Raw genomic sequence first — 22,003 nt, forward strand, 5'->3', positions numbered from 1 at the left:
CAAGGCATGGTACGTATCCGGAATTCCGCCGTCCGACTGGTGATCGCACGTCAGTTCCCGTTCTGCAAATAGGCGATCGATTCACCGACCCGGCGAGTGTCCGGATGGTCGGTTCCGAGGATCCCCTCCAGTTCGGGCAGCAGGTCGCGCAGTTGTCTCAGCCCCGTGGCGACGTCACCGGCCAGGGCCGTCCAATAGGCGTGATCGGCCCGGGCGCCGAGAAACACCGGGTCCTCCGGCGTCAGCCAGCGCCCGAGATCGGCCAACAGCTCCCGCAACAGGGCGACCGCACCGGCCGGATCGCCGAGTTCACCGGTGGCCTGGGCGACCCGGAGGCGGAATCCGTACGGGGTGGGGTGGTGCGGCCCGAACGCCGCGGCCAGCCGCGGGATCAGCGGCGAAACCAGGCGCAGCACGTCGGCCGGGTCTCCGTTGACCGAACCCCAGTACGCGATCTCCGCCTCGGTGGTCAGGATCAGCGGGTCGTCCGGGCCGAGCACCCGGCGCAGATCCGGCAGCAGCGCCTGCCACAGCGCCAGGGACTCGTCCGTGTGCCCGGTCAGGCCGGTGAGGGACGCGATGTTGGCCCGGGTCCGCAAGGTCTCCCGGTGTTCCTCCCCGTAGACCCGCCGCTGCCGGGGCAACAGGTCGAGATGGGCCTCCAGGGCGGCCGGCCGATCACCGCCGATGCCCAGCCAGAAGCCGCTCTGGTGGCGGCTGTACAGGCATTCGGGGTGGTCCTCGCCGAGGACCCGCTCCTGGTCGGGAAGCAGCGCCCGGTAGCCGGCCAGCGCGGCGGCCGGGTCGCCCGCCCGGCCGCTCCAGTGCGCGATCCTGGCGCGCAGGGTGAGGGTCTGCGGGTGGGTGTCGCCCAGCCGGGTGCCGAACTCGGCGAGCAGTTCCCGGCACAGCCGCAGCGCGGTCTGCGGGGATCCCGCCTCGCCGATCCATCCGGCGAGGTCGAAGCGCCCGCCGAGGACCTCCGGATGGTCCGGCCCCAGCGCGCCCAGCAGCTCCTCCAGCACCTGCTCACCGCGTTCCACCGCCTGCTGCCACCGCTGCGCGTCGAGCAGCGCGGCCAGCTCGGGGTCGCGGGCCGCCAGCGCGCCAAGGTGCACGTCCCGGACCGGTCCGCCGGTGGTGGTGGCGGGTGCGAAGTGCCGGAACAGCGGGGTGTCGGCCTCGGCGAAGGCCGTCGCCCCCGGGGGCAGTGCCGCCGTTCCGGCTGTCACGGCGCGCAGGGCCGGCACGTACCGTCCGGCGCTGTCACCGCCGCGGACCAGGCCCGTGACCATGGCGGCGGTGTCGAGCGCGGCCCGGGCCGGAACGGTCTCCAGCAGGAGTTCGCGCAGCCCGGGCCGGAAGTCGTACCGGGACGGGAGCGCGGTCTCGGGGCCGACGGCCGGTGCCCGTCGCACCAGGCCGCCGAGCAGCACCTCGGCCAGGTGCGCGGGGCTGCCCCGCCCGCGCAGCACCGCCTGCTGGACCAGCCGCATCACCGGCAGCGTCAGCGGCCGGACCGCCGCCAGATGCCCGGCCAGCACGAAGGCCTCCGGCGAGGCGGCCGCCCGGAACGCCGCCAGCCGCGCCCGCATGTCCACTGCGGCGGCAGCGGGAGCCGGAGTGAAGGCACCGGGCCGTTCGGCGGCGGTTCCGGCCACTCGCACGGTGAGTTCGCCGCCGCCGACCAGGAATCCGGTCCACTCGGCGAGGGCGGTGGCGCTCAGCTCCAGCACCGGGACCGGGAGTCCGGTGAACGACACCAGGCCGGGCGGCAGGATCGGATCCGCCACCTGCCACGCCGAGTTGGGGACACCGGGCCGGCCGCCCGCCCGCAGCGTCTTCGGTTCGGTGCGCAGCCCGGTGCCCGGCCACAGCCGCTGCGGCAGCGGCTGCAGTACGGCGGTGGGGCAGCGCCGGGCCCAGCCGCCCAGCAGGCCGCCCACGCCGCCGCCGCGCCAGTGCGCGCCCACGGTGTCCGAGAGCACCAGGACCAGCCCGCGGCCGTCCGCCGGGCAGAGCGCGCCGGACGGCACCACGGGCGCGGCCGGCGCGAACGGCCGGGCCCGCAGCCGCGGGCCGTCGGGGTGGCGACTGTCCAGGCCGTAGCTGCGCATCCGCCGGAACGCCCCGGAGCGCCCGAGGAGCGTCCGCAGCTCGGACGAGAGTTCCTGCCACAGGTGCATCGACAGGCCGTCGTCGACGACGAGGGCGAGTTCGAAGCGGCGTTCCGGGCGCGGCCGCAGCACCGGGTCGAGGATGCCGGTGTCGGCCGCCAGGTCCGCGGTGGCCCGCTCGTCCAGCTCGAACCCGCGGCGGGACGGCACCCGCTGCCGCAGCGGCCGCAGCGAACGGGCCAGCGCCGGCCCCGCGGGCAACGCCCTGCCGTCGGGCACCAGCACCGGCAGGGCGGCGGCGCCGTCGGCGACGTCACCTGCCGCCGCGTACACGTCCGAGCCCTGGGAGGACGGCGGTGGCGGCGCGTGGCCGCCGGGGTGGGTGGCGGGCGGGCGGCCGTCGGTGCGCGGGCCCGGCCGCCCGCCCGGATCCGGATCGTCGGTGGGTGCGGGGCGTGGCGGCAGCCGGCCGGCGAGCCAGACGGCCTCGGCGAGTTCACGGGCCGTCAGGTCCGCCCCGGCGGCGGCCAGCGCCTGCTGCAGCAGCTCCAGCGGCCGCGCTCCGGTCACGACAACTGCCCGCCGTCGATCGACCGCAGGACTTCGTCGAGCAGTGCGTCGTCCAGGTCCACTCCCGACAGCAGGTGGACGGCGTTCAGCAGCTGATCGGTGGCGAGGACGGCCTGCCCGGTGTCGCGGCGGGTCAGGAAGCGGTCGATCAGGGTGTCGACGTCGGCCCCGCCGTCGCCGAGGTGGGCCCGGACGATGTCCCGCAGTTGCTCGCCGGTCGGCGGCTTGAGGTCCAGGCGCAGGCAGCGGCGCAGGAAGGCGGGTGGGAAGTCGCGTTCGCCGTTGCTGGTGAGCACGACGATCGGGAACTCGGGGCAGGCGACCAGGCCGTGTCGGACGGTGTGCCGTTCCCGGCCGCCTTCGACCATGACGGCGACCTCCGGGTGGCGCTCACCGAGCCGGGCCAGCTCCGGGATCCGGAACTCGCCCTCCTCGAAGACCACCAGCAGGTCGTTGGGCAGGTCGATGTCGCCCTTGTCGAGTTCGTCGACCAGCAGCACCCGCGGCCGGTCGGGCCTGCTGGTGGCCAGCGCGGTGCCCAGCGCGCCGAGTTGCAGGTAGCCGCCGATGTCGGACTCGTCCTCCTGCGGGCGGTCACCGCCGAGTCGGGCGTCCCGCAGCCGGCCGACCGCGTCGTAGCGGTACAGGCCGTCGGCCAGCACGGTGCGGCTGTTGATGTCCCAGCGCAGCGGCTCGCCGAGGCCGAGTTCGTGGGCGATGGAGTAGGCGAGCGAGGACTTCCCGGTGCCCGGCGGCCCGGTGACCAGCAGCGGCCTGCGCAGGTGCAGCGCGGCGTTGACGATCCGCACCTCGTCGGGCGTGATCCGGTAGGTGCGGGCCCGCCGTTCGGCCCCCTGGGCGGGAAACCTGCGCCAGGGCGGCGGCTCGGGCATCCGCTCCACCGGGTGCGGTTCCCCGTCCCCGCGGTACAGCTGCCAGTTGCTCGTTCCGTCGGTCACCGGGGTGTCCTTCCAGGCGTTCGGTCGTTCGGTCGTTCGGTCATGAGGGGTCTGCGAGGGTCAGCGTGGCCGGTATGTCGTCCGGGCCGTCGTACACCAGCGCCAGGTGCCGGCCGATGCCGTCCTCGCCGGACCGGACGCGCGCCCGGTACACCGCCCTGGGCAGTTGTGCGGACGTCAACCCGGCTGCCAGGTCCCGCAGTTGTGCGACATCACGATGGGAGGCGGTCGGTCTCGGCCAGACGATCCCGGGCACTCCCACGGCCGCCGCGATCGCCCGCAGCATCGCGGTCTCGGCCGGCGGACAGCACAGTGCCACCCCGCCGACCGGCCGGGGCCGGCCGCGTTCCTGGACGGCCGGCTCGCGGCGCTCCTGGACGAGCACCTCGGCACTGCGCCTGGCCTGCCACCGGTAGCGCAGCTCCGGCAGGTACTCGGGCCGCCGCAGTTCCGGGCAGCGCAGCACGACCAGGAAGTCCTGGCCGAGAACGGCCGGGAACAGCTCGTCCTGCCGGTACACCCACTGGTCGATGTCGAGGTTCAACTCGTCGCGCGGGACGAAGAATTCGACTCGGGGCAGCACCCCGGACGGGCTCTGACTGGCGGCCCGGGACAGCAGTTCGGCGAGTCGGGCGAGCAGTTCCTCCCGGCCGGCCGGGACGTCCTGGGTGCTGCGGTGGAACACGGTGCCGTCGGCAAAGCGGCCCTCGAAGCTCCAGCCGAACCGATCGGCCCCGCCGGACCGCCACAGCTGGACCTGCACCAGCGGCGGCCCGTCGCCGTCCACGGCCCCCGACTCCCGGGCCTGGGCGCGGTGTTCGGCCAGACCGGCGGCCACCCCGAGCCGCTCCGCCACCCCGTCCGACCAGGCCCGCAGCGCCGCGGCCGCGTGGGCGTCCACCGTCTCGTGGGCGGCGAACTCGACGGTGCGCAGCAGCCCGGGCACCTTGCCCTGCCGCGGCCGGTGCCCTTCGAGGAAGCGCACCAGCGTCGGCCAGTCGGCGTCCTCCGGCACGCTGATCAGCGGCAGTGCGCGCGCGACCACGCCCCCCGGTCCGGCCGGGTGGTGCGCCAGCAGTTCGAGCAGTTCCCGGTGCTCGACGGCGGTGAGCAACTCCTCGGGGACGGCGAACAGTGCCTCGGTCTGCAGGTCACGGCGCTGCTCCGGGGTGGGCGCGAGATCGGCGAGCAACGCCATCAGGGTGACCACGCCGTGATCGGCGGCCAGCGCAGTGCGCACGAACCACTCGGGCACCGGCGGGGCGCCGGCGGGCAAAACGGTGCCGAGCTCCCCGGCCAGCCGCCGCGCGGGGCCGCCCCGAAGAACCGGGTCGGGAAGGGCGCGGCCGACCGCATCGACCAACCGCGCCCACAGCCAGGCCTGTTCGGCGGAGGGCACGAAGGGATCGGGCACGGACAGCCAGGGCAGGTGCTCGACGATCGCCCGGGTGGGGATGGCGAACGCGCGGCTGTCCCGGCGGCTGACGACCAGGCCGACCACCCGACCCTGTTCGCGGTCCCACAGCGGCGAGCCGCTGTACCCCTCGACCAGGGGCTGCGCGGAGTCGGGCGTGTCCAGCACCAGCCAGTGCTCGGTGGTGCCCTGGACGGTGACGGCGGCGACGGTACTGGCGTTGCCGCTGCCGAACCAGGCGAACGCGGACGGCCCGGTGCGGTGATGGCCCAGCGGCGCGACGGCCGGGCCGGCCGGGGGCGGTTCGACCAGCACCAGGACCGCCAGGTCCGCGACCCACTCGCGGTCACCGGCCCGGGCGGGCCCACCGGATCCGTGGCCTGCCGGCAGCCAGTGCTCCAGCACCGCCCGGAACCTGCGACCGGGGGCCAGGCCGGGCAGCGCGAGCAGCAGACCGTCCACGGCGCCTTCGCGTTCGGCGGGCCGCCCCTGCTCGTGCCCACCGCGCCCGAGCGCCTGGTTGACCACATGGGCACAGGTCAGCACCCGGCCGTCGGGAAGCAGCAGGCCACCGCCGTAGGCGCGCGGGTCGCCCTCCCGGTACACGGCGACGTGTGCGGCCTTGGCCGCCGCATCGGGGTCGGCCCCGGCCGACGACCACCGGCGAACTGTCTGTCGTCCCAAAACCGCCCCCGCAGCTCCTGCTTCAGCGTGCGGCCGCAGCCGCTTCCTGCTCGGTCGCCCCGTCCGGCTGCGCCGGGATCTCCGCCGCCCGACCGGTCTGCCACTTGGCCCGGACCTTCAGCGCGGCCTCGCCACCCGCCGAGACGATCCCCAGCCGCAGGTCCTTGGAGAGCTTCACGCCGAACTCGACCTCGACCTCGTCCGGCGGCTTGATCGCGGACCGCACCGCGCCGTGCACCAGGTCGAGCACACCGCCGAGCGGCTGCAACGCTTCACGCAGCGCCTCGCCCGTGGTCCGGGCCGCGTCACGCACCCGGCCGACCGGCACCACGTCGCCGCTGCCGTCGGGAAGGTCGGGATCGCCGGACTCCTGGTCGGCCCGCCGCAGATCGAACACCTGCAGCAGCACGGCCGTACCGTCGGGCAGCGTCACTTCGGTGTAGTCGCTCATGCCCCCCACTCTCGCACCGGGAGGGGCGCCACACGCGCCCCAACCGGCCACTGGGGCAAAGCATTTCGGCCATTCTCGAATCGGCGCAGGTTCAGCGCGGCCCCGCCGCGGCCGTGCGGGCCTGCCACTGGGCCAGGTTCTCGGCGGCGGCCTCCCGGGCCGCGGTCTCGGCGGCGGCGCCGACCGGGACGGTGAGCCAGGGTTCGACGGCGGTGCGCATGCGTTCGGTGAAGCGGGCGCCGAGGGGGGTGAGGGCGCCGGAGTCGGCGAGGGTGTCGATGGAGGCGGCGGTGTGTGCCCGCCAGGTGGCGAGCTGGACCCGGGCGTGCTGGGCGGGGCCGTTGCGCAGCCCGTCGTAGGCCCGCACCCGGGTGGCCCAGAACTCGGTCACCGCGAGGTGCGCGTAGGTGCCCTGGAACAGGCCCTCCAGCGGGCGCGGGTCGGGCCGCCACGGGGCGTGGAACAGCCGCTCGTCGGTCCGGTCGTACAGGTCGTGGAAGTCCAGTACCGCGCCCAGTTTGACGTGCTGGAACTCGTGCGCGATCAGCAGCGCGAGGGTGGGTGCGGTGGCGGGCCGGGCGATGCCGACCGCCCCGAACGCCTGCCGGGCGGCGGCGGACACGTCGCGGCCGGCCGGGCCGGGCCGCAGCGGGGTGAGGGTGGACAGGCCGGCCCGGATGCCGGGCGCGTGGCCGGGCAGGTCGCGGCCGATCAGCTCCCAGGCCTCGCGCAGCGCCCCGCCCCAGGCCAGGTACTCGGCGTCCGCCAGCCGGTCCTCGACCGGCCACTGGTGGCTGTCGCGCTGCGGGTCGGTGTCCTCCAGGGCCGGCGCCCAGCCGTCGGCGAGCGCGATCCGCCGCACCGGCTGCCAGTGCGCGTCGGCGGGGGTGTCGGGGCCGATCCGCCGGCCGCCGACGGTGAAGCCCTCCGCGTCGCCGGTCACCACGCGCTCGCCCGCGCCGCCGACCAGCACCCGCCCGAGGGTGGGCAGGTGGACGGCGCCGCCGCGTACCGGCAGCGCCAGTTCGAAGGCGCGCCCGGCGCGCACCGAGGCAGCGGCGGCCACCTCGGCCATCCCGCCGAGGTCGGCGCGCGCGGTGTCGCCCTGCAGGCAGCGCACCGCCCAGGCCCGGGTGTACGGGTGGGCGAGCACGGCGTCCAGTGCCGGGGTGTCGCCGCCGTCCAGTGAGGTGACCAGCGCCCAGGCCGGGGAGCCGGTCCCGACGGCGGCCACCAGTCGCCGGGTGAGGCCGAGTTGGGCGCGGGCCAGGGCGCGGACGGTGTCGGCGCCGCCGTACCCGGCGGCGAGTTCGTCGAGCTGGCCGTCGGTCAGCGTCGCACCGGGCGCGTCCTGGGCGGGGACGACAACGGCGGGGGCCATCCGGTCGCGGATGGTGGTGATCAGTCGCATCAGGTCACCGCAGTAGACGGAGGGGTTGCGGAAGCCGGAGCCGTCGCCCCGGTAGCGGTGGGCGTACAGGCCGCCGCCGCAGGAGCGGACCACGGGGCAGCCGCGGCACTCCTCGGCGAGCCCGGCCAGCCCGGACTGTCGTTCGACCATGCCGGGGTGTTCGGCGACCTGATCCAGGGTGTTGTCGAACACCGTGAACCCGGTCTCCGGCGCCCCGTCGTAGGCGGTCTTCAGGCTGTCGGCCTGCTCGAAACTGCCGTCGGTCTCCACCACCACCAGGTCGGCGGGGTCGAGGCCGAGCGACTCGGTGAGGCTGGAGCGGCCGCGCAGTGTGCGGTGCACCGAGTCGAAGGTGCGCACCGGGACGGGCCGGCCGAGTTCCTCCCAGCGCCGGTAGACCGCCAACAACCAGTCGGCGTAAGGGGTTTCGCCGAGGCCTTCGGGCCGTTTCGGCGGCTGGTCCCAGGTGGCGTGCGGCAGGAGGAAGTCCACCCGGGGCGGCTCCAGGGCGACCAGTGCGTCCAGCACCGCGACGGGGTCGTTCTCCACGTCGATGGTGCACAGCAGGCCCGCGTACAGGTGCCGGTAGGCGGGGCGGCGCAGCAGCTCGACGGCGGCGAGCACCTTGGCGTGGCTGCTGCGGCCGTCGGCGAACCGGCGGTGCCGGTCGTTGGCGGCCTTGTCGCCGTCCAGCGAGATGCCGACCTTGATGCCATGGGTGGCGAACAGGTCGAGGAAGCGGGGGGAGAGCAGCACGCCGTTGGTGTGGATGCGCAGGTCGAGGGCGCAGTCGGCGGGCAGGGCGGCGCGCAGCAGTTCGGCGGCGCGGCCGAGCAGGGCGGGTCCGGCGAGCAGCGGTTCGCCGCCGTGCAGCACCACGTGGACGGCGGCGAGCCGGTGGGTGCGGGCGTGTTCGGCGATCCGTTCGGCGGTACGGGCGAGCACCGCCTCATGACTGGCGCGGGCCTTGCCGCGCCAGCTGGTGTCGGCGTGTTCGTACACGTAGCAGTGGTCGCAGGCAAGATCGCAACGGGCGTGCATCTTGATCACGAACTGCGAGAACGGCACCAGCGGGCGCGGCACGGGTATCGGGGTGACGTCGCGTCGGATTGCGCTCGGTCGGCCGGTCAGATGGATGAGTTGAAGGCGGCGACGGCCACCTGGCCGGACTCACCGCCCGGGAGGGCACGATAGAGCTCGGCGGTGAGCTCTTCGGCACCGATGGAGGCCAGAGCTGCCAGCGAGGGAGACTCCTCGACGCGCGCGCTGTCGGCGGGCTTGGTGGCGGCGACCATGATGACTCGTTTCTGCGCCTGTCGGCGCGAGACAGGCCTCGGCGTCCTGTGCCGAGAATTTCACCCGGAGCGACTCTAACGCCGCTACCCAGCTTTCAGTGGTCCAAACCACTAGTTTTTTAGCCCGTCAGAGGGGCAGGTTACTCCACCTGGTTGACTTGCGGGGCAGCAAACTTGACACTCCGTCAGGGGCAGAGCCGCTCCACCCGCCACCCGCCGCCACCCGCGCCCCCGGGGCCCTCGGCGACGAAGCGGAGGCGGTCGTGGAGGCGGTTCTCGCGGCCCTGCCAGAACTCGACGGTGCGCGGGACGACCCGGTAGCCGCCCCAGAACGGCGGGACGGGGACGCCCTCGCCCTCGGGGTAGCGGGCCGCGAGGTCGGCGTAGCGCCGCTCCAGCACCTCGCGGCCGGCCACCGGGCTGGACTGCTCGCTGGCCCAGGCGCCGAGCTGGGAGCCGTGCGGGCGGGTCCGGAAGTAGGCGGCGGTCTCGTCCCGGCCGACCTTCTCCACCCGGCCGCCGATCACCACCTGGCGCGCCAGTCCGATCCAGGGGAAGAGCAGCGAGGCGTTCGGGTTGGCGGCCAGGTCGGTGCCCTTGCGGGAGCCGTAGTTGGTGAAGAACACGAAGCCGCGCGGGTCGTAGCCCTTGAGCAGCACGGTGCGCGAGGACGGCAGGCCGTCGGCGTCGGCGGTGGAGACCACCATCGCGTTGGGTTCGACCACGCCCGCCTCGACGGCCTCGTGGAACCAGCGGGCGAACTGCCGGAACGGGTCCTCGGCCAACTGGTCCTCGGCCAGGCCCTCGTGCTGGTAATGCTTGCGCATCACGGTCAGGTCCGGCACGGGCCGCTCCCCGGCCGGCGTGGACAGGGCGTTCGGGTGACTGTGGCGTTCCGCGGTAGGCACGCCAACATCATCCCGTACGACAAGCGCCGAGCGCCGCTACGTCCGCGCAAACACCCGGAGTCGGGATGCGCGGCCGCCACCGCCCGGTGAATCGTCCGGATTTCGGCCGGAGTGTCCCGGAAAATCCGCCGACAACGCGCGGGGCGGCAGGGGTTCGAGCGGCGCGTGGGGGAAACATCACCGTCGTGGTGTATGGCGCAATGCACTCCGTGCCTGCCACTCTGACACCGAGTGCCAACCACCATCGGTCACCGGCGTGCCGCCCCACCACGGCCGCACGTCGTGTCGGATCACTGAAGGAGCCGTTCTACATGTCGGACTTCGTACCCGGCCTTGAGGGTGTCGTCGCCTTCGAGAGCGAGATCGCCGAACCCGACCGCGAGGGCGGCGCGCTCCGCTACCGCGGGGTGGACATCGAGGACCTGGTCGGCCAGGTCTCCTTCGGTCACGTCTGGGGCCTGCTGGTGGACGGCCGGTTCGCCCCCGGGCTGCCGGCGGCCGAGCCGTTCCCGATCCCGGTCCACTCCGGCGACATCCGGGTCGACGTGCAGTCGGCGCTCGCCATGCTCGCCCCGGTCTGGGGCCTCAAGCCGCTGCTGGACATCTCCGCCGAGCAGGCCCGCGACGACCTCGCCCGGGCCGCCGTGATGGCGCTGTCCTACGTCGCCCAGTCCGCCCGCGGCCAGGGCCTGCCGATGGTGCCGCAGCGCGAGATCGACAAGGCCGAGACCATCGTCGAGCGGTTCATGATCCGCTGGCGCGGCGAGCCGGACCCGAAGCACGTCAAGGCCGTCGACGCCTACTGGACGTCCGCCGCCGAGCACGGCATGAACGCCTCCACCTTCACCGCCCGGGTGATCGCCTCCACCGGTGCCGACGTCGCCGCGGCGCTGTCCGGCGCGGTCGGCGCGATGTCCGGCCCGCTGCACGGCGGCGCGCCGTCCCGGGTGCTCGGCATGATCGAGGAGATCGAGCGCACCGGCGACGCGGCCGGCTACGTGAAGAAGGCCCTCGACAAGGGCGAGCGCCTGATGGGCTTCGGCCACCGCGTCTACCGCGCCGAGGACCCGCGTGCCCGGGTGCTGCGCCGCACCGCCAAGGAGCTCGGCGCGCCGCGCTTCGAGATCGCCGAGGCGCTGGAGAAGGCCGCGCTGGAGGAGCTGCACAACCGCCGCCCCGACCGCGTGCTGGCCACCAACGTCGAGTTCTGGGCCGCCATCATGCTGGACTTCGCCGAGGTCCCGGCGCACATGTTCACCTCGATGTTCACCTGCGCCCGCACCGCCGGCTGGTCCGCGCACATCCTGGAGCAGAAGCGCACCGGCCGGCTGGTCCGCCCGGCCGCCCGCTACATCGGCCCCGGCTCCCGCACGCCGCAGGAGATCGAGGGCTGGGACCAGATCGCCCGCTGACACCCGATCAGGTGAACACCTGACGGACCGTCAGCATCCGTGACGGCACCCCCGGGCGCGCGCACCACCCCTGACCAGGGGCGGCGCGCGCCCCGGTGAGCGCTGTCCGGTGCCACGAAGATCGCGTCTCAGCCGCCGGACGGCCGTACAGCCGGGCAATTCGGGGCGATAGGGTGCGGGTGTGGCTCAGATTCAGATCCCCGCCGACAATCTGCCCAACGACGGCCGCTTCGGCTGCGGCCCCTCCAAGGTGCGCCCCGAGGCCTTGAGTGCCCTCGCCGCCACCGGAACCTCCCTGCTGGGCACCTCCCACCGTCAGGCCCCGGTCAAGAACATCGTGAAGCGCGTCCGCCAGGGCGTCGCCGAACTGTTCTCGCTGCCCGAGGGCTACGAGGTCGTGCTTGGCAACGGTGGCTCCACCGCGTTCTGGGACATCGCCGCGTTCGGCCTGGTGCGCGAGAAGTCGCAGCACCTGAACTTCGGCGAGTTCTCCTCCAAGTTCGCCTCCTCCGTGAAGGCCGCCCCGTGGCTGGCCGAACCGACCGTCATCAAGACCGAGCCGGGCACCCACCCGCTGCCGGTCGCCGAGGCGGGGGTGGACGTCTACGCGCTCACCCACAACGAGACCTCCACCGGTGTCGCCATGCCGATCCGCCGCCCCGAGGGCGCGGACGCCGGCTCGCTGGTGCTGGTCGACGCCACCTCCGGCGCCGGCGGCCTGCCCGTCGACATCCGCGAGACGGACGTCTACTACTTCGCCCCGCAGAAGTCCTTCGCCTCCGAGGGCGGCCTGTGGCTGGCCACCTTCTCCCCGGCCGCCCTGGAGCGCGCCGCGGAGATCGCCGGCTCCGGCCGGTACATCCCGCCGTTCTTCGACCTGCCGACCGCGATCGACAACTCCTCGAAGGACCAGACGTACAACACCCCGGCCCTCTCCACCCTCTTCCTGCTGGCCGACCAGCTGGAGTGGATGAACGGCCAGGGCGGCCTGGACTGGGCGGTGTCCCGCACCGCCGAGTCGTCCTCGATCCTGTACGCGTGGGCCGAGAAGTCCCCCTACGCGCAGCCCTTCGTCGCCAAGGCGGAGGAGCGCTCGCAGGTCGTCGGCACCATCGACTTCGACGAGTCGGTGGACGCCGCCGCGGTCGCCAAGGCACTGCGTGCCAACGGCATCGTGGACACCGAGCCGTACCGCAAGCTCGGCCGCAACCAGCTGCGCATCGCGATGTTCCCGGCGATCGACCCGGCGGACGTCGAGAAGCTCACCGGCGCGATCGACTACGTGGTCGAGCACCTGAACGACTGACACCCCGTCGCCCTCGAAGGCCCTGGTCCGCGGACCAGGGCCTTCGTTCATGCCGCGTTGGGCCGAACTGGCCGAGGAAGCGGCCGGCGAACAGGTCGGCGCCCTTGAACTCGGCGACCATCGCGGCTGGCGCGGCGAACGGGCCGTCCGGCGAGGGCAACCGGCCCACGCCGCCGCCGCTGCCCAGCGGCAGCAGGATCATCGGGTGGCCGAGCGGGCGGTAGGCCCCGGTCGACGGCTCGTCGCGCAGCTGCGCGGAGATGTTCTCCACCACCACCTCGGCGTGCTGCATGGCGAAGCCCGCCATGTCGGCCTCCGGCAGGTCGGCCAGGTCACCGATCGCGTACGCCGGGTGTACGCCATGGAAGCCCCCTGCGTCGCGGCAGGCCCCACGGCCGGACCCGCGTCGCGCCCCACCCTGCGGATCGACCGCCCGCGAACCGGCCCCAACGCCGGAACGGCCTGGGGGCTACTTCTGCACGAGGGCGCTGATGATCACTACGGCGAGCAGCAGGACGAACGCGCCGGTGACGATCCGCATACGGGTCTTCGGGTCCACGCTTCGAGACTAGTCGGTCGCCCGACCTACCCGGGCTCCGGCCCCTGCTTCGCGGGCAGGGCACCGCCGCGGTACTCGCGCTGGCGGAAGACCGTCGGGGCGACGCCGACGCGGCGGGTGAACAGGCGGGTGAAGTACGCCGGGTCCTGGTAGCCAACCCGGCGGGCCACCGCGGAGACGGGCAGTTCGCTGGCCGCCAGCAGGTGCTTGGCCTCGTTCAGGCGGACGGTGAGCAGGTACTCCTTCGGGCTGGTCGCGCCCTGCGCGCGCACCGCGCGGCGCAGCTCCTCCACGCCCATGCCGACCCGCCGGGCGTGCTCGGCCACCGACAGCGGCAGGCAGGCGTCCCGGCGCAGCACCTCCATCACCGGGGCGCCCTCCGGGCCCAGGTCGGCCCGGTGCCGGTGCAGCTCAACCAGCAGCTCATGGACCGCCGCCGACGCCTCCGGGCCGGCCGTCGGCCCGCCCCGGCGGCAGACCGCCGCGATCCGGGCGATCACCCGCAGCGCGGTCTCCGCGGAATCCAGCGGCACCACCTCGGCCTCCGGCAGCAGGCCCAGCTCGGCGTACCCGGCGGTGCCCGCGCCGGTGAAGTCCACGAAGGACTCCGCCCAGCCGTCCGCGTCCGGCCCGTAGTGGTGCGGCACCCCCGGCCGCAGCCACAGCACCGCCGGCGCCACCACCGGCAGCCGCCGGCCGCCCGGCAGCGCGTACCAGCCGCGCCCCGAACCGACCACCACCGCCACCCAGTGGTCCAGCACCCGCGGCCCGACCACCGGCAGCCGCCCGCGCTGCAGGCCCACGCCCAGGCACGCCAGGCCGGTGCCCAACTGCGCCGGCCCCGGCGTCAGGTAGTGCCACCAGCGCTCCATCGTCCTCCGTCCGCGGATTTCCTCCCGGACAAGTCCAACACGCCGCCGGGCTTTGTCCATGGTCCGGGCCGGCGCGTTCCAGCAGGCTAGGAGGCATGCTCACCTACGACTCGACCGGCTTCCGCCTCGACGGCCGCCCGCTGCGCATCCTCTCCGGCGCGATGCACTACTTCCGCACCCGCCCCGAGCAGTGGCCCGCCCGCCTCGCCGCGCTGCGCGCGATGGGGCTGAACACCGTCGAGACGTACGTGCCGTGGAACCTGCACGAACCCTCCCCCGGCCGCTTCGAGCGCCTGGACGAACTCGGCGCGTTCCTCGACGAGGCGCACCGCCAGGGCCTGTGGACGATCGTCCGGCCCGGCCCCTACATCTGCGCCGAGTGGGACAACGGCGGCCTGCCCGGCTGGCTGACCGCCAAGGTCGGGCGCCGCGCCCGCACCAGCGACCCGGAGTACCTGGCCGCCGTCGACGCGTTCTTCGACGTCCTGCTGCCGCAGGTCGTCGAACGCCAGTGGGGGCGGCCCGGCGGCACCGTGCTGATGGTCCAGGTCGAGAACGAGTACGGCTCGTTCGGCAGCGACCACCTGTACCTCGACCACCTGGCCCGCGGCCTGCGCGAACGCGGCATCACCGTCCCGCTGTTCACCTCCGACGGCCCCGAGGACCACATGCTCGGCGGCGGCACCGTCCCCGGCATCCTGGCCACCGTCAACTTCGGCTCCGACCCGGAGACCGCGTTCGAGACGCTGCGCCGCCACCGCCCCCAGGACCCGCCGTTCTGCATGGAGTTCTGGAACGGCTGGTTCGACCACTGGGCCAAGCCCCACCACACCCGCGACGCCGCCGACGCCGCCGACTCGCTGCGCCGCATCCTCGCCGCCGGCGGCTCCGTCAACCTGTACATGGCCCACGGCGGCACCAACTTCGGCACCACCGCCGGCGCCAACCACGAGGACGCGCCGTTCAACTCCACCGACTGGACGCACTCCCCGTACCAGCCGACCACCACCTCCTACGACTACGACGCCGCCCTCGACGAACGCGGCCTGCCCAGCCCCAAGTTCCACGCCTTCCAGCAGGTCATCGCCGACTTCGCCGCCGAAAACCCGTCACTGGTGCACTACTTGGACGACCGGGTCGCCGAACTTCCGCCCGCTGTACCGGTGTTGGCTGCTCGCGAGGTCGCGCTCAACGAGATCGCCGAACTGCCGTTCGGGGACGCCGTCGCCTCGCCCGTACCGCCGCTGTTCGAAGACCTCGGGCTGGAACACGGCCTGATCCGCTACACCACGACGGTGCCCACGATCAGCTCCACCCAGCCGGTCACCGTCGAGAACCTGCGTGACCGGGCCGCCCTCCACATCAACGGCAAGCACGCCGCCACGCTCGAACGCGGCGTCACCCCACCGGACGTCACCACCACGGGCGGCGACCAGCTCACCCTGCTCGTCGAATCGCTCGGCCGGGTCAACTACGGCCCCCAGGTCGGCGAAACCAAGGGCATCACCGGCGTCCGCCACGAACGCCAGTACCTGCACGGCTGGCACGCACAGCCCCTCGCCCTCGACCCCCTCCCCGCCGCCGGCTACACCCCCGGCGAGCCCGCCCCCGAGACGCTCGCCCGCGGCACCTTCGACCTCGCCACCACCGGCGACACCTTCCTCGCCGTCCCCGACGGCGACCACGGCTACCTGTGGATCAACGGCTTCCTCCTCGGCCGCTACGACCGCCGCGGCCCCCAGGTCACCCTCTACTGCCCCCAGCCCCTGCTCCACGAGGGCACCAACACGCTCACCCTGCTGGAACTGGGGCAGGCGGCGCCCAAGCGCATCGAGCTTCGCGAGGCCCCGGAACTGGGCTAGAAGCGCGAAACCAGGGGCGCGGGGAACTGCGCGAGGCGGAAGACCCCAACCGCAAGATCGCGACGCAGGACAATGACCTGCACTTGATCGCGAGCTTGCGGACGGGCCTTGCGCTTGTCGCGCAGTTCCGCCCCCTCGCTTCGCTGGGGGTACCCCCAGCGCCCCTGATCGGTCGCCCGCCAGCTCGCGCAAGTCTCCCCACGCCTCTAACTCCGCAGCCGCCAGCTCTCGACCTCGGTGTACCTCGCAGGCCCGAACCCCGTCTCGCTGCGCATCAGGTGGATCCGCCCGGCCTCCCACTCCGCCCCCCGGAAGTGGTTGATCTCGTCTGCCATCGCCCGCATCCCGCCCGCCCTGAAACGGCTGCGGGCGAGAGTGAGGTGCGGGTGGAACGGATGGTCGTCCGTGACGTCGAGCGCGTCGCGGACCGCGTCCGCGAGTCGTCGCAGGGCAGCCGTCCCGCCCTGAACGCCGCACCAGAGCACCCGGTCCCCGAAGGTCCCACCGCCGGCCAGCCGCAGGCGGTGGCGGGGGTGCTCAGCCGCGACGACCGCCAACTTCTGGCAGAGCGAAGGCACTTCGTCCGCCGGAACGTCCCCCAGGAAGGCCAGGGTGAGGTGCCACCCGGCCGTCTCGCTCCAGCGCAGCCGGTCCGCCCCGGGAAGCTCTCGAAGAGCAGATGTCGCGTCGGCGACTTCCTGGATGGCGCGGGCCGGCGGGTTCACGGCGACGAAGAGCCTCATTCCGCCATCGTGCCCTACCGCCCGACGGCCGCCACCGGATAGAAAGGAGGCCATGCGCATCCGCACCGGAGGTCCCGACTCCGCTCCCGCTCTGCTCTCCCTCATCGATGGCGCGGTCGCCTGGCTGACCGCGCAGGGCCGTACCGGGCAGTGGGGGTCGGTGCCGTGGTCGCAGCGTCCGGAGTCGGTGGCGCGGGCCGAGCAGGCGTGCCGCGAGCAGTTGGTGCGGGTCGCCGAGCGGGCCGCGGGCGGGGGCGACGCGCTGGGCATCAGCGTCCTCTCGGAGGATGCGCCGTCGTACGCGCCGCCGGTGCCGGAGCGGGAGTTGTACGTGCGCTGGCTGGTCACCGACCGCGTGCACAGTGGTTCCGGCATCGGTTCCGCGCTGATCGCGGACGCGCTGCGCGAGGCCCGGGGCCGCGGCATCGACCTGCTGCGGGTGGACTGCTACGCGGGCGGCGACGGCCGGCTGGTCGAGCAGTACGAGCGGCTCGGGTTCACCCGGACCGCCACGTTCACCGTCGACCAGCCGACCGGCCCGTGGCCGGGCCAGGTGCTGGAACAGCGCGTCCCGCGGCACTAGCAGGCAGTCGCCAGGTCGCTCTTCTGCACCACCGAGAACACCCGCCCGCGGGTCCGCACCGGGTGCAGGTCGAACCGGAGCCGCAGGCCGCTGATCCGGCCGAGCACCAGGGCGACCACGCCGGCGGCCGCGGCGGAGACCAGTCCGCAGGCGAGCAGGCCGAGGCGGGGGCCGTACTCGGCGGTGATCCAGCCGACCAGCGGGGCGCCGATCGGGGTGCCGCCGGTGAAGACCAGGACCAGCAGGCCCATGACCCGGCCGCGCATCTCGGGGTCGGTGCCGAGCTGGAGCGCCGAGTTGACCGAGGTGTTGAAGGTCAGGCCGAAGATGCCGATCAGGGTGAGCAGCAGCGCGAACGTCCAGTAGCCGGGCGCGAACGCGGCCATGATCTCCAGTGCGCCGAACGCCAGCGCCGCGAAGACCAGGCGGCGCAGCCGGGGCGCGCCGCGCCGTGCGGCGAGCAGTGCGCCGGCCAGCGAGCCGACCGCCATCGCGGTGTTGAGCAGGCCGTACGCGCCCGCGCCGACGTGGAAGGTGTCGCGGGCGAAGCCGGAGAGCAGGGTCGGGAAGTTGAACCCGAAGGTGCCGATGAAGCCGGCCAGCACCATCGGCCACAGCAGTTCGGGGCGTTCCCGGACGTAGCGCAGTCCTTCGCGGAGCTGTCCGCGTTCGCGGGCGATCCGCTCGACGGGGCGCAGTTCGCTGCTGCGCATGGCGAGCAGGCCGCCGATGACCGCGGCGAAGGACAGCGCGTTGACGGCGAACGCCCAGCCGCTGCCGACCGCGGCGATCAGCGCACCGGCCACGGCGGGGCCGACCAGCCGGGCGGTCTGGAAGTTGGCGGCGTTCAGGCTGACGGCGTTGGCGAGGTCGCGCGGGGGCACCATCTCGCTGACGAAGGCCTGCCGGGTCGGGTTGTCGACCACCGTGACCAGGCCGAGCAGCAGCGCGAACAGGTAGACCACGACGGGCGTGACGGTGCCGGTGATGGTGAGCAGGGCGAGGCCGGCGGCGAGCAGGCCCATCGCGCCCTGGGTGGCGATCAGCAGGCGGCGCTTGGGCAGCCGGTCGGCGAGGACGCCGCCCCACAGGCCGAGCAGCAGCATGGGCAGGAACTGCATGGCGGTGGTGATGCCGACCGCGAAGGGGCTGCCGGTGAGGCTGAGGACCAGCCAGTCCTGGGCGATGCGCTGCATCCAGGTGCCGGTGTTCGAGACGACCTGACCGGCGAAGTAGTACCGGTAGTTGCGGATGCGCAGGGACGAGAACATCCCTCCCGGGCGGGTGAACCGGCCCGGCGAAGCGGCGGGGATCTCCGCCGCGGTGCGTTCCTCGGGGTCGTCGTCGCCGCTGCCCGGCAGGCCCGTGGGGGCGGGTGCCTGGCTCTGCGCGGCGGGGGCGCCGGTGGGCGCGGGTTCGTTTGCGGCCGTCTCGTCGGCGAACGGTTCGTCGGTGCGCTGCCCGGCGGGGCGGGCACTGATGCGTCGGGGGTCGGTTCGGAGGTCGGTGCGGATGGTCGCGGTGCGGATCGCGGCGGCGCGGGCGGCCGGCGGTGTCACAGTTGTCTCCCCTCGACGCGCCGCGGCCGTTTCGACGGCCGCGGCGCGGTGTGTGGCACTGGTGGTTGTTGCGGTGATGCGGTGAGCCCCTTCGTTTGCCCTGAGGCGGTCCGAGTCGGTCTGAAAACGCTTACAGGTGGGCCAGTTTGTAGAGCACGGGCGCGGCATCTCTCAGCCGCTCCCACTCCTCCTCGTCGAGGCCGTGGGCGAGCTCCGCCAGCCAGGCGTTGCGCCGCCTGCGGGACTCGTTGAGGATCTGCTCTGCCTGTTCGGTACTGCTGACCACCACCTGCCGGCGGTCCTCGGGGTGCGGCTCGCGCCGCACCAGGCCCTTCTCCTCCAGCATCGCGATGATCCTGGTCATGGAGGGCGGCTGGACGTGCTCCTTGCGCGCCAGCTCACCGGGCGTCGCTTTGCCACAGCGGGCAAGCGTGCCGAGCACCCCCATTTCGGTGGGGCTCAGCGACTCCTCGACCCGTTGGTGTCGCAACCGTCGGGCCAAACGCATCGCGGACGACCTCAGCTGGCTGATCGCCACCAGGTCGTCCTCGGACATCTCGGGCATGTCCTTAGCCTACGTCATTACCAAAGCTAAAGAAAATTGGATTTCGATCAACCCTGCCCGAGGCCCGGCAGACTCAGTCCGCGCTGAGCTGGAAGCCCAGCCGACCGAAGCGCAGGCGGTCGCCGGGGCGGACGACGGTGCCGCCGGCCAGGCGGCGGTCGTTGACGAAGGTGCCGTTGCTGGAGCCGAGGTCGTAGAGCACCCAGTCGCCGCCCTCGAAGCGCAGCTCGGCGTGCCGGCGGGAGACCGTCGCGTCGCCGAGGCGCAGGCCGGAGCCGGTCATCCGGCCGATCAGCAGGCGGCCGACGGCCGGGGCGGGGAGCTGGAGCCGGGTGAGCTGCTCGGCCTGCCAGGTCTGCCGCAGCCGGACGTTGAGCGAGGAGACCTTGGCGACGGTGCGCAGCAGCAGCCGGGAGACCGGGCCGTAGGTGCGCAGATCGCCGACCACCTCGGCGAGTTCGGCGCGACTGCGGGCGGTGAGGACCAGTTCCATCCGGCGGATGAAGGTGTCGTGGGAGAGCCGACCGCTGCCGACGCCGTCCCGCAGCACTTCCAGCGCGCTGTCCCGCTCGCCCTGCGAGGGACGGGCCAGCTCGGTGCCGAACTCCTGAGCGCTCATGGCGCGATTGTCGGCCGGGTGGGGCGCGGCTGTCCAGCGTGCGGCGCACCCCTGATCTGCGCAGTCCTCAACTGCGCCCCCACCGTGCGCCATTCGGCGAAATCCCCGTCAACTCGCCGGCCCGGCAACGAAGCCCTGGCAGGATCCGGTGCAGCACGATCCGCCGCACGAGGGAGCGCCGACATGGCCGTGATTGCCGTGACCGGGCACATGGACCTCACCCCGACCACCACCCGCGCGGTGCGCGCCGCCCTCGACGCGCTCCTCGCGCCTTACCCCGCTGAGGAGTTGACGGGGCTGTCGTGCCTCGCCCCGGGCGCGGACACGCTGTTCGCGGACGCCGTACTGGCCCGCGGCGGCCGCCTGGTCGCCGTGCTGCCGAGCCCGTCCTACCCCGGCCCGCAAACCGCGGCCGCCGCAGCCGACTTCGCCCGGCTGCGCGCCGCCGCCGACCGGGTGCTGGTGCTACCCGCGGCCGTGCTCGACGACGCCGCCTACGTCGCCGCCAACACCGAACTGCTCGCGCTGACAGACGAGTTGGTCGCGGTCTGGGACGGCGGGCCGGGCAACGGCCCGGGCGGGACGGCCGACATGGTCGCCACCGCCCGGGCCGCCGGGGTGCCGGTGTACGTGCTCTGGCCGGCCGGGTCGGCCCGCACCGGAAGTTGAACTGCCTTACGGCTCCAGCCGGTTCGGCCCGCGGAACAGGAAGACCGCGTCCCGGATCGAGGACAGCCCGAGGGCCAGCATCAGCACCCGGCCGAGGCCCAGGCCGAAGCCGCCGTGCGGGGGCATCCCGTAGCGGAAGCAGTCCAGGTAGCGGCCGAGCGGGCCTTCGGGGCTCGCGTCCATGCCCTTCTCCCGCGCCTGCGCGACGAGTTGGCCGTGCCGGTGCTCGCGCTGGGCGCCGGTGGTGATCTCCACGCCCTTCCACAGCAGGTCGTAGGACTCGGTGACGGTCGGGTCGTCGGCGGGCCGGTGATGGTAGAACGGCCGCACCGAGGCCGGGAATCGGGTGACGAACACGAACTCGTGCCCGCTCTCCTCGGCCACCAGCGCGCTGAGCAGCCGCTCGCCCTCCGGGTCGAGGTCCTCCCGCACGCCCTCCCGGTCCCAGCCGGCGGCCCGGAGCTTCGCCGTGACCTCGGCCATCGTCAGCCGGGGGAAGGGGAGTTCGGGCACCACGACGCGGGTGTCCCCGTGCTGCTCGATCTGTTCGCCGTGCCGTTCGGCGACCCGGGCCAGCACCCGGTGCAGCATCCGCTCCTGGAAGGACATCACGTCCTCGACGCTGTCGATCCAGGCCAACTCGACGTCCACGCCGGTGAATTCGGTGGCGTGCCGGGAGGTGAACGAAGGCTCCGCACGGAACACCGGGCCGATCTCGAAGACCCGGTCGATGCCACTGGCGATCGCCATCTGCTTGTAGAACTGCGGCGACTGCGCAAGGTACGCCGTCCGGTCGAAGTACCCGACCTTGAACACCTCGGCGCCCGACTCGGAGGCCGTGCCCATCAGTTTCGGCGTGTGCAGCTCGGTGAAGCCCTCCTCGGCGGCGACCTCCCGCATCGCCTGCTCGACGGTGGTCTGCACCTCGAACACCAGCCGCCGCTCGGGGCGCCGCAAGTCCAGGAAACGCCAGTTCAGACGCTGTTCCGCGCCGGTCTCCGCGGTGATCGGCAGGCCTGGTTCGGCGGCCGATACCACCTCGATCCGCTCCGGCAGGATCTCCAGCCCGCCGAGCTTCACCACCGGGTTGGCGACCACCTTGCCGGTGATCTCCACCGCCGACTCCGGCGTCAACCCCCGTAGGATCTCGTCGAGTTGGTCTCCGTCACCCCCGCGCCGGTGGGTCACCTGCACCATGCCGGTGTGGTCCCGCACCACCACGAACTGCATCCTGCTCTGCAGTCGCAGCGTGTTCACCCACCCCTTGACCGTCACTGTCCCGTCCAGTGCGGACGGCAGCTCGCCGACGAGGGTACGTACCATGATCAGCAACTCCCTGGGTTGCGGGCGCGTTGTTCGCGCCACGAATAGAGCGGTAAACAGCCGCCCTAGGACGCGCCCACACTAGCGGCCCGCCCACCTGCGGAGCTTCCGGTTTTCCGCAC

19 protein-coding genes are annotated in these 22,003 nt (G+C 73.4%); 5 read left to right on the forward strand and 14 right to left on the reverse strand.

Annotated elements, in window-relative coordinates; all coding sequences use genetic code 11:
- Positions 1 to 50 precede the first annotated feature (50 nt).
- From ACFYS8_RS10395 to pdxH, 7 genes are all read right to left on the reverse strand, one after another.
- Positions 51 to 2,687, reverse strand: a complete 2,637-nt coding sequence (locus ACFYS8_RS10395) for an SAV_2336 N-terminal domain-related protein (RefSeq protein WP_387638517.1) — start codon at positions 2,685 to 2,687, stop codon at positions 51 to 53.
- Positions 2,684 to 3,580, reverse strand: a complete 897-nt coding sequence (locus tag ACFYS8_RS10400; protein ID WP_387638892.1) for an AAA family ATPase — start codon at positions 3,578 to 3,580, stop codon at positions 2,684 to 2,686. Before ACFYS8_RS10400 ends, ACFYS8_RS10395 begins: the two co-directional genes overlap by 4 nt.
- Positions 3,581 to 3,686: 106 nt before the next feature.
- The gene (locus ACFYS8_RS10405; RefSeq protein WP_387638519.1) at positions 3,687 to 5,744 is read right to left on the reverse strand and encodes a trypsin-like peptidase domain-containing protein; all 2,058 of its coding nucleotides are present in this window, start codon (positions 5,742 to 5,744) and stop codon (positions 3,687 to 3,689) included.
- Positions 5,745 to 5,766: 22 nt separating this feature from the next.
- The gene (locus ACFYS8_RS10410; RefSeq protein ID WP_387638522.1) at positions 5,767 to 6,195 is read right to left on the reverse strand and encodes a CU044_2847 family protein; all 429 of its coding nucleotides are present in this window, start codon (positions 6,193 to 6,195) and stop codon (positions 5,767 to 5,769) included.
- A 91-nt stretch (positions 6,196 to 6,286) separates the two neighbouring features.
- Positions 6,287 to 8,647 carry an FxsB family cyclophane-forming radical SAM/SPASM peptide maturase gene (locus ACFYS8_RS10415; RefSeq protein WP_387638895.1) on the reverse strand — a complete coding sequence of 787 codons (2,361 nt, stop codon included), beginning with the start codon at positions 8,645 to 8,647 and terminating at the stop codon, positions 6,287 to 6,289.
- An 86-nt stretch (positions 8,648 to 8,733) separates the two neighbouring features.
- Positions 8,734 to 8,901 carry a hypothetical protein gene (locus ACFYS8_RS10420; RefSeq protein ID WP_387638526.1) on the reverse strand — a complete coding sequence of 56 codons (168 nt, stop codon included), beginning with the start codon at positions 8,899 to 8,901 and terminating at the stop codon, positions 8,734 to 8,736.
- A gap of 185 nt (positions 8,902 to 9,086) precedes the next feature.
- Positions 9,087 to 9,728, reverse strand: coding sequence for a pyridoxamine 5'-phosphate oxidase (gene pdxH / locus ACFYS8_RS10425; protein WP_387638898.1), 642 nt, complete (start codon positions 9,726 to 9,728; stop codon positions 9,087 to 9,089).
- Positions 9,729 to 10,120: 392 nt separating this feature from the next.
- Between pdxH and ACFYS8_RS10430 the strand changes: the two genes are divergently transcribed.
- Together ACFYS8_RS10430 and serC are read left to right on the forward strand one after the other, a co-directional pair.
- A complete protein-coding gene (locus ACFYS8_RS10430) occupies positions 10,121 to 11,221 on the forward strand; it encodes a citrate synthase 2 (RefSeq protein ID WP_387638529.1) in 1,101 nt (366 codons plus the stop codon).
- 181 nt (positions 11,222 to 11,402) lie between these two features.
- Positions 11,403 to 12,527: a phosphoserine transaminase gene (gene serC, locus ACFYS8_RS10435; RefSeq protein WP_387638532.1), complete on the forward strand. Its 1,125-nt coding sequence runs from the start codon at positions 11,403 to 11,405 to the stop codon at positions 12,525 to 12,527.
- Here serC and ACFYS8_RS10440 read toward each other — a convergent pair.
- Both ACFYS8_RS10440 and ACFYS8_RS10445 read right to left on the reverse strand, forming a co-directional pair.
- Positions 12,484 to 12,834: a hypothetical protein gene (locus ACFYS8_RS10440; RefSeq protein WP_387638535.1), complete on the reverse strand. Its 351-nt coding sequence runs from the start codon at positions 12,832 to 12,834 to the stop codon at positions 12,484 to 12,486. The two genes, serC and ACFYS8_RS10440, sit on opposite strands and share 44 nt — an antisense overlap.
- Positions 12,835 to 13,112: 278 nt before the next feature.
- Positions 13,113 to 13,958, reverse strand: a complete 846-nt coding sequence (locus ACFYS8_RS10445) for an AraC family transcriptional regulator (protein ID WP_387638538.1) — start codon at positions 13,956 to 13,958, stop codon at positions 13,113 to 13,115.
- A gap of 95 nt (positions 13,959 to 14,053) precedes the next feature.
- Here ACFYS8_RS10445 and ACFYS8_RS10450 point away from each other — a divergent pair, with 95 nt between their 5' ends.
- On the forward strand, positions 14,054 to 15,820 hold the full coding sequence (locus ACFYS8_RS10450) for a glycoside hydrolase family 35 protein (protein ID WP_387638541.1): 1,767 nt from the start codon (positions 14,054 to 14,056) through the stop codon (positions 15,818 to 15,820).
- A gap of 206 nt (positions 15,821 to 16,026) precedes the next feature.
- On the opposite strand, the gene thpR is transcribed toward ACFYS8_RS10450, so the two are convergent.
- Positions 16,027 to 16,563, reverse strand: a complete 537-nt coding sequence (gene thpR / locus ACFYS8_RS10455; RefSeq protein WP_387638544.1) for an RNA 2',3'-cyclic phosphodiesterase — start codon at positions 16,561 to 16,563, stop codon at positions 16,027 to 16,029.
- 52 nt (positions 16,564 to 16,615) lie between these two features.
- Between thpR and ACFYS8_RS10460 the strand changes: the two genes are divergently transcribed.
- Positions 16,616 to 17,146 (forward strand): GNAT family N-acetyltransferase, encoded by a 531-nt coding sequence (locus tag ACFYS8_RS10460; protein ID WP_387638547.1) that lies wholly within the window; start codon positions 16,616 to 16,618, stop codon positions 17,144 to 17,146.
- On the opposite strand, the gene ACFYS8_RS10465 is transcribed toward ACFYS8_RS10460, so the two are convergent.
- The 3 genes from ACFYS8_RS10465 to ACFYS8_RS10475 all read right to left on the reverse strand — a co-directional run bounded on the left by ACFYS8_RS10465 (position 17,143) and on the right by ACFYS8_RS10475 (position 19,889).
- Positions 17,143 to 18,417, reverse strand: coding sequence for an MFS transporter (locus ACFYS8_RS10465; protein WP_387638900.1), 1,275 nt, complete (start codon positions 18,415 to 18,417; stop codon positions 17,143 to 17,145). The two genes, ACFYS8_RS10460 and ACFYS8_RS10465, sit on opposite strands and share 4 nt — an antisense overlap.
- A 418-nt stretch (positions 18,418 to 18,835) precedes the next feature.
- Positions 18,836 to 19,270, reverse strand: coding sequence for a MarR family winged helix-turn-helix transcriptional regulator (locus tag ACFYS8_RS10470; RefSeq protein WP_387638549.1), 435 nt, complete (start codon positions 19,268 to 19,270; stop codon positions 18,836 to 18,838).
- Positions 19,271 to 19,343: 73 nt separating this feature from the next.
- Positions 19,344 to 19,889 carry an FHA domain-containing protein gene (locus ACFYS8_RS10475; protein ID WP_387638551.1) on the reverse strand — a complete coding sequence of 182 codons (546 nt, stop codon included), beginning with the start codon at positions 19,887 to 19,889 and terminating at the stop codon, positions 19,344 to 19,346.
- A gap of 183 nt (positions 19,890 to 20,072) precedes the next feature.
- On the opposite strand from ACFYS8_RS10475, the gene ACFYS8_RS10480 reads away from it, so the two are divergent.
- Positions 20,073 to 20,558 carry a hypothetical protein gene (locus ACFYS8_RS10480; protein ID WP_387638554.1) on the forward strand — a complete coding sequence of 162 codons (486 nt, stop codon included), beginning with the start codon at positions 20,073 to 20,075 and terminating at the stop codon, positions 20,556 to 20,558.
- Between the two features lie 6 nt (positions 20,559 to 20,564).
- Here the strand turns inward: ACFYS8_RS10480 and aspS are convergent, their stop codons facing one another.
- A complete protein-coding gene (aspS, locus tag ACFYS8_RS10485; protein WP_387638556.1) occupies positions 20,565 to 21,881 on the reverse strand; it encodes an aspartate--tRNA(Asn) ligase in 1,317 nt (438 codons plus the stop codon).
- Positions 21,882 to 22,003: the final 122 nt, after the last annotated feature.

The sequence above is a fragment of the Kitasatospora sp. NPDC004615 genome (assembly GCF_042873545.1).
Classification (GTDB): Bacteria; Actinomycetota; Actinomycetes; order Streptomycetales; family Streptomycetaceae; genus Kitasatospora.

Bases quoted from the DNA above. Each gene is read 5' to 3' on its own strand.
- ACFYS8_RS10400 (WP_387638892.1), bottom strand. From the start codon at position 3,580: ATGCCCGAGCCGCCGCCCTGGCGCAGGTTTCCCGCCCAGGGGGCCGAA.
- ACFYS8_RS10410 (WP_387638522.1), bottom strand. From the start codon at position 6,195: ATGAGCGACTACACCGAAGTGACGCTGCCCGACGGTACGGCCGTGCTG.
- ACFYS8_RS10415 (WP_387638895.1), bottom strand. From the start codon at position 8,647: ATGCACGCCCGTTGCGATCTTGCCTGCGACCACTGCTACGTGTACGAA.
- ACFYS8_RS10420 (WP_387638526.1), bottom strand. From the start codon at position 8,901: ATGGTCGCCGCCACCAAGCCCGCCGACAGCGCGCGCGTCGAGGAGTCT.
- pdxH (WP_387638898.1), bottom strand. From the start codon at position 9,728: ATGCGCAAGCATTACCAGCACGAGGGCCTGGCCGAGGACCAGTTGGCC.
- ACFYS8_RS10430 (WP_387638529.1), top strand. From the start codon at position 10,121: ATGTCGGACTTCGTACCCGGCCTTGAGGGTGTCGTCGCCTTCGAGAGC.
- ACFYS8_RS10440 (WP_387638535.1), bottom strand. From the start codon at position 12,834: ATGGCGGGCTTCGCCATGCAGCACGCCGAGGTGGTGGTGGAGAACATC.
- ACFYS8_RS10445 (WP_387638538.1), bottom strand. From the start codon at position 13,958: ATGGAGCGCTGGTGGCACTACCTGACGCCGGGGCCGGCGCAGTTGGGC.
- ACFYS8_RS10450 (WP_387638541.1), top strand. From the start codon at position 14,054: ATGCTCACCTACGACTCGACCGGCTTCCGCCTCGACGGCCGCCCGCTG.
- thpR (WP_387638544.1), bottom strand. From the start codon at position 16,563: ATGAGGCTCTTCGTCGCCGTGAACCCGCCGGCCCGCGCCATCCAGGAA.
- ACFYS8_RS10460 (WP_387638547.1), top strand. From the start codon at position 16,616: ATGCGCATCCGCACCGGAGGTCCCGACTCCGCTCCCGCTCTGCTCTCC.
- ACFYS8_RS10465 (WP_387638900.1), bottom strand. From the start codon at position 18,417: ATGTTCTCGTCCCTGCGCATCCGCAACTACCGGTACTACTTCGCCGGT.
- ACFYS8_RS10470 (WP_387638549.1), bottom strand. From the start codon at position 19,270: ATGCCCGAGATGTCCGAGGACGACCTGGTGGCGATCAGCCAGCTGAGG.
- ACFYS8_RS10475 (WP_387638551.1), bottom strand. From the start codon at position 19,889: ATGAGCGCTCAGGAGTTCGGCACCGAGCTGGCCCGTCCCTCGCAGGGC.
- ACFYS8_RS10480 (WP_387638554.1), top strand. From the start codon at position 20,073: ATGGCCGTGATTGCCGTGACCGGGCACATGGACCTCACCCCGACCACC.
- aspS (WP_387638556.1), bottom strand. From the start codon at position 21,881: ATGGTACGTACCCTCGTCGGCGAGCTGCCGTCCGCACTGGACGGGACA.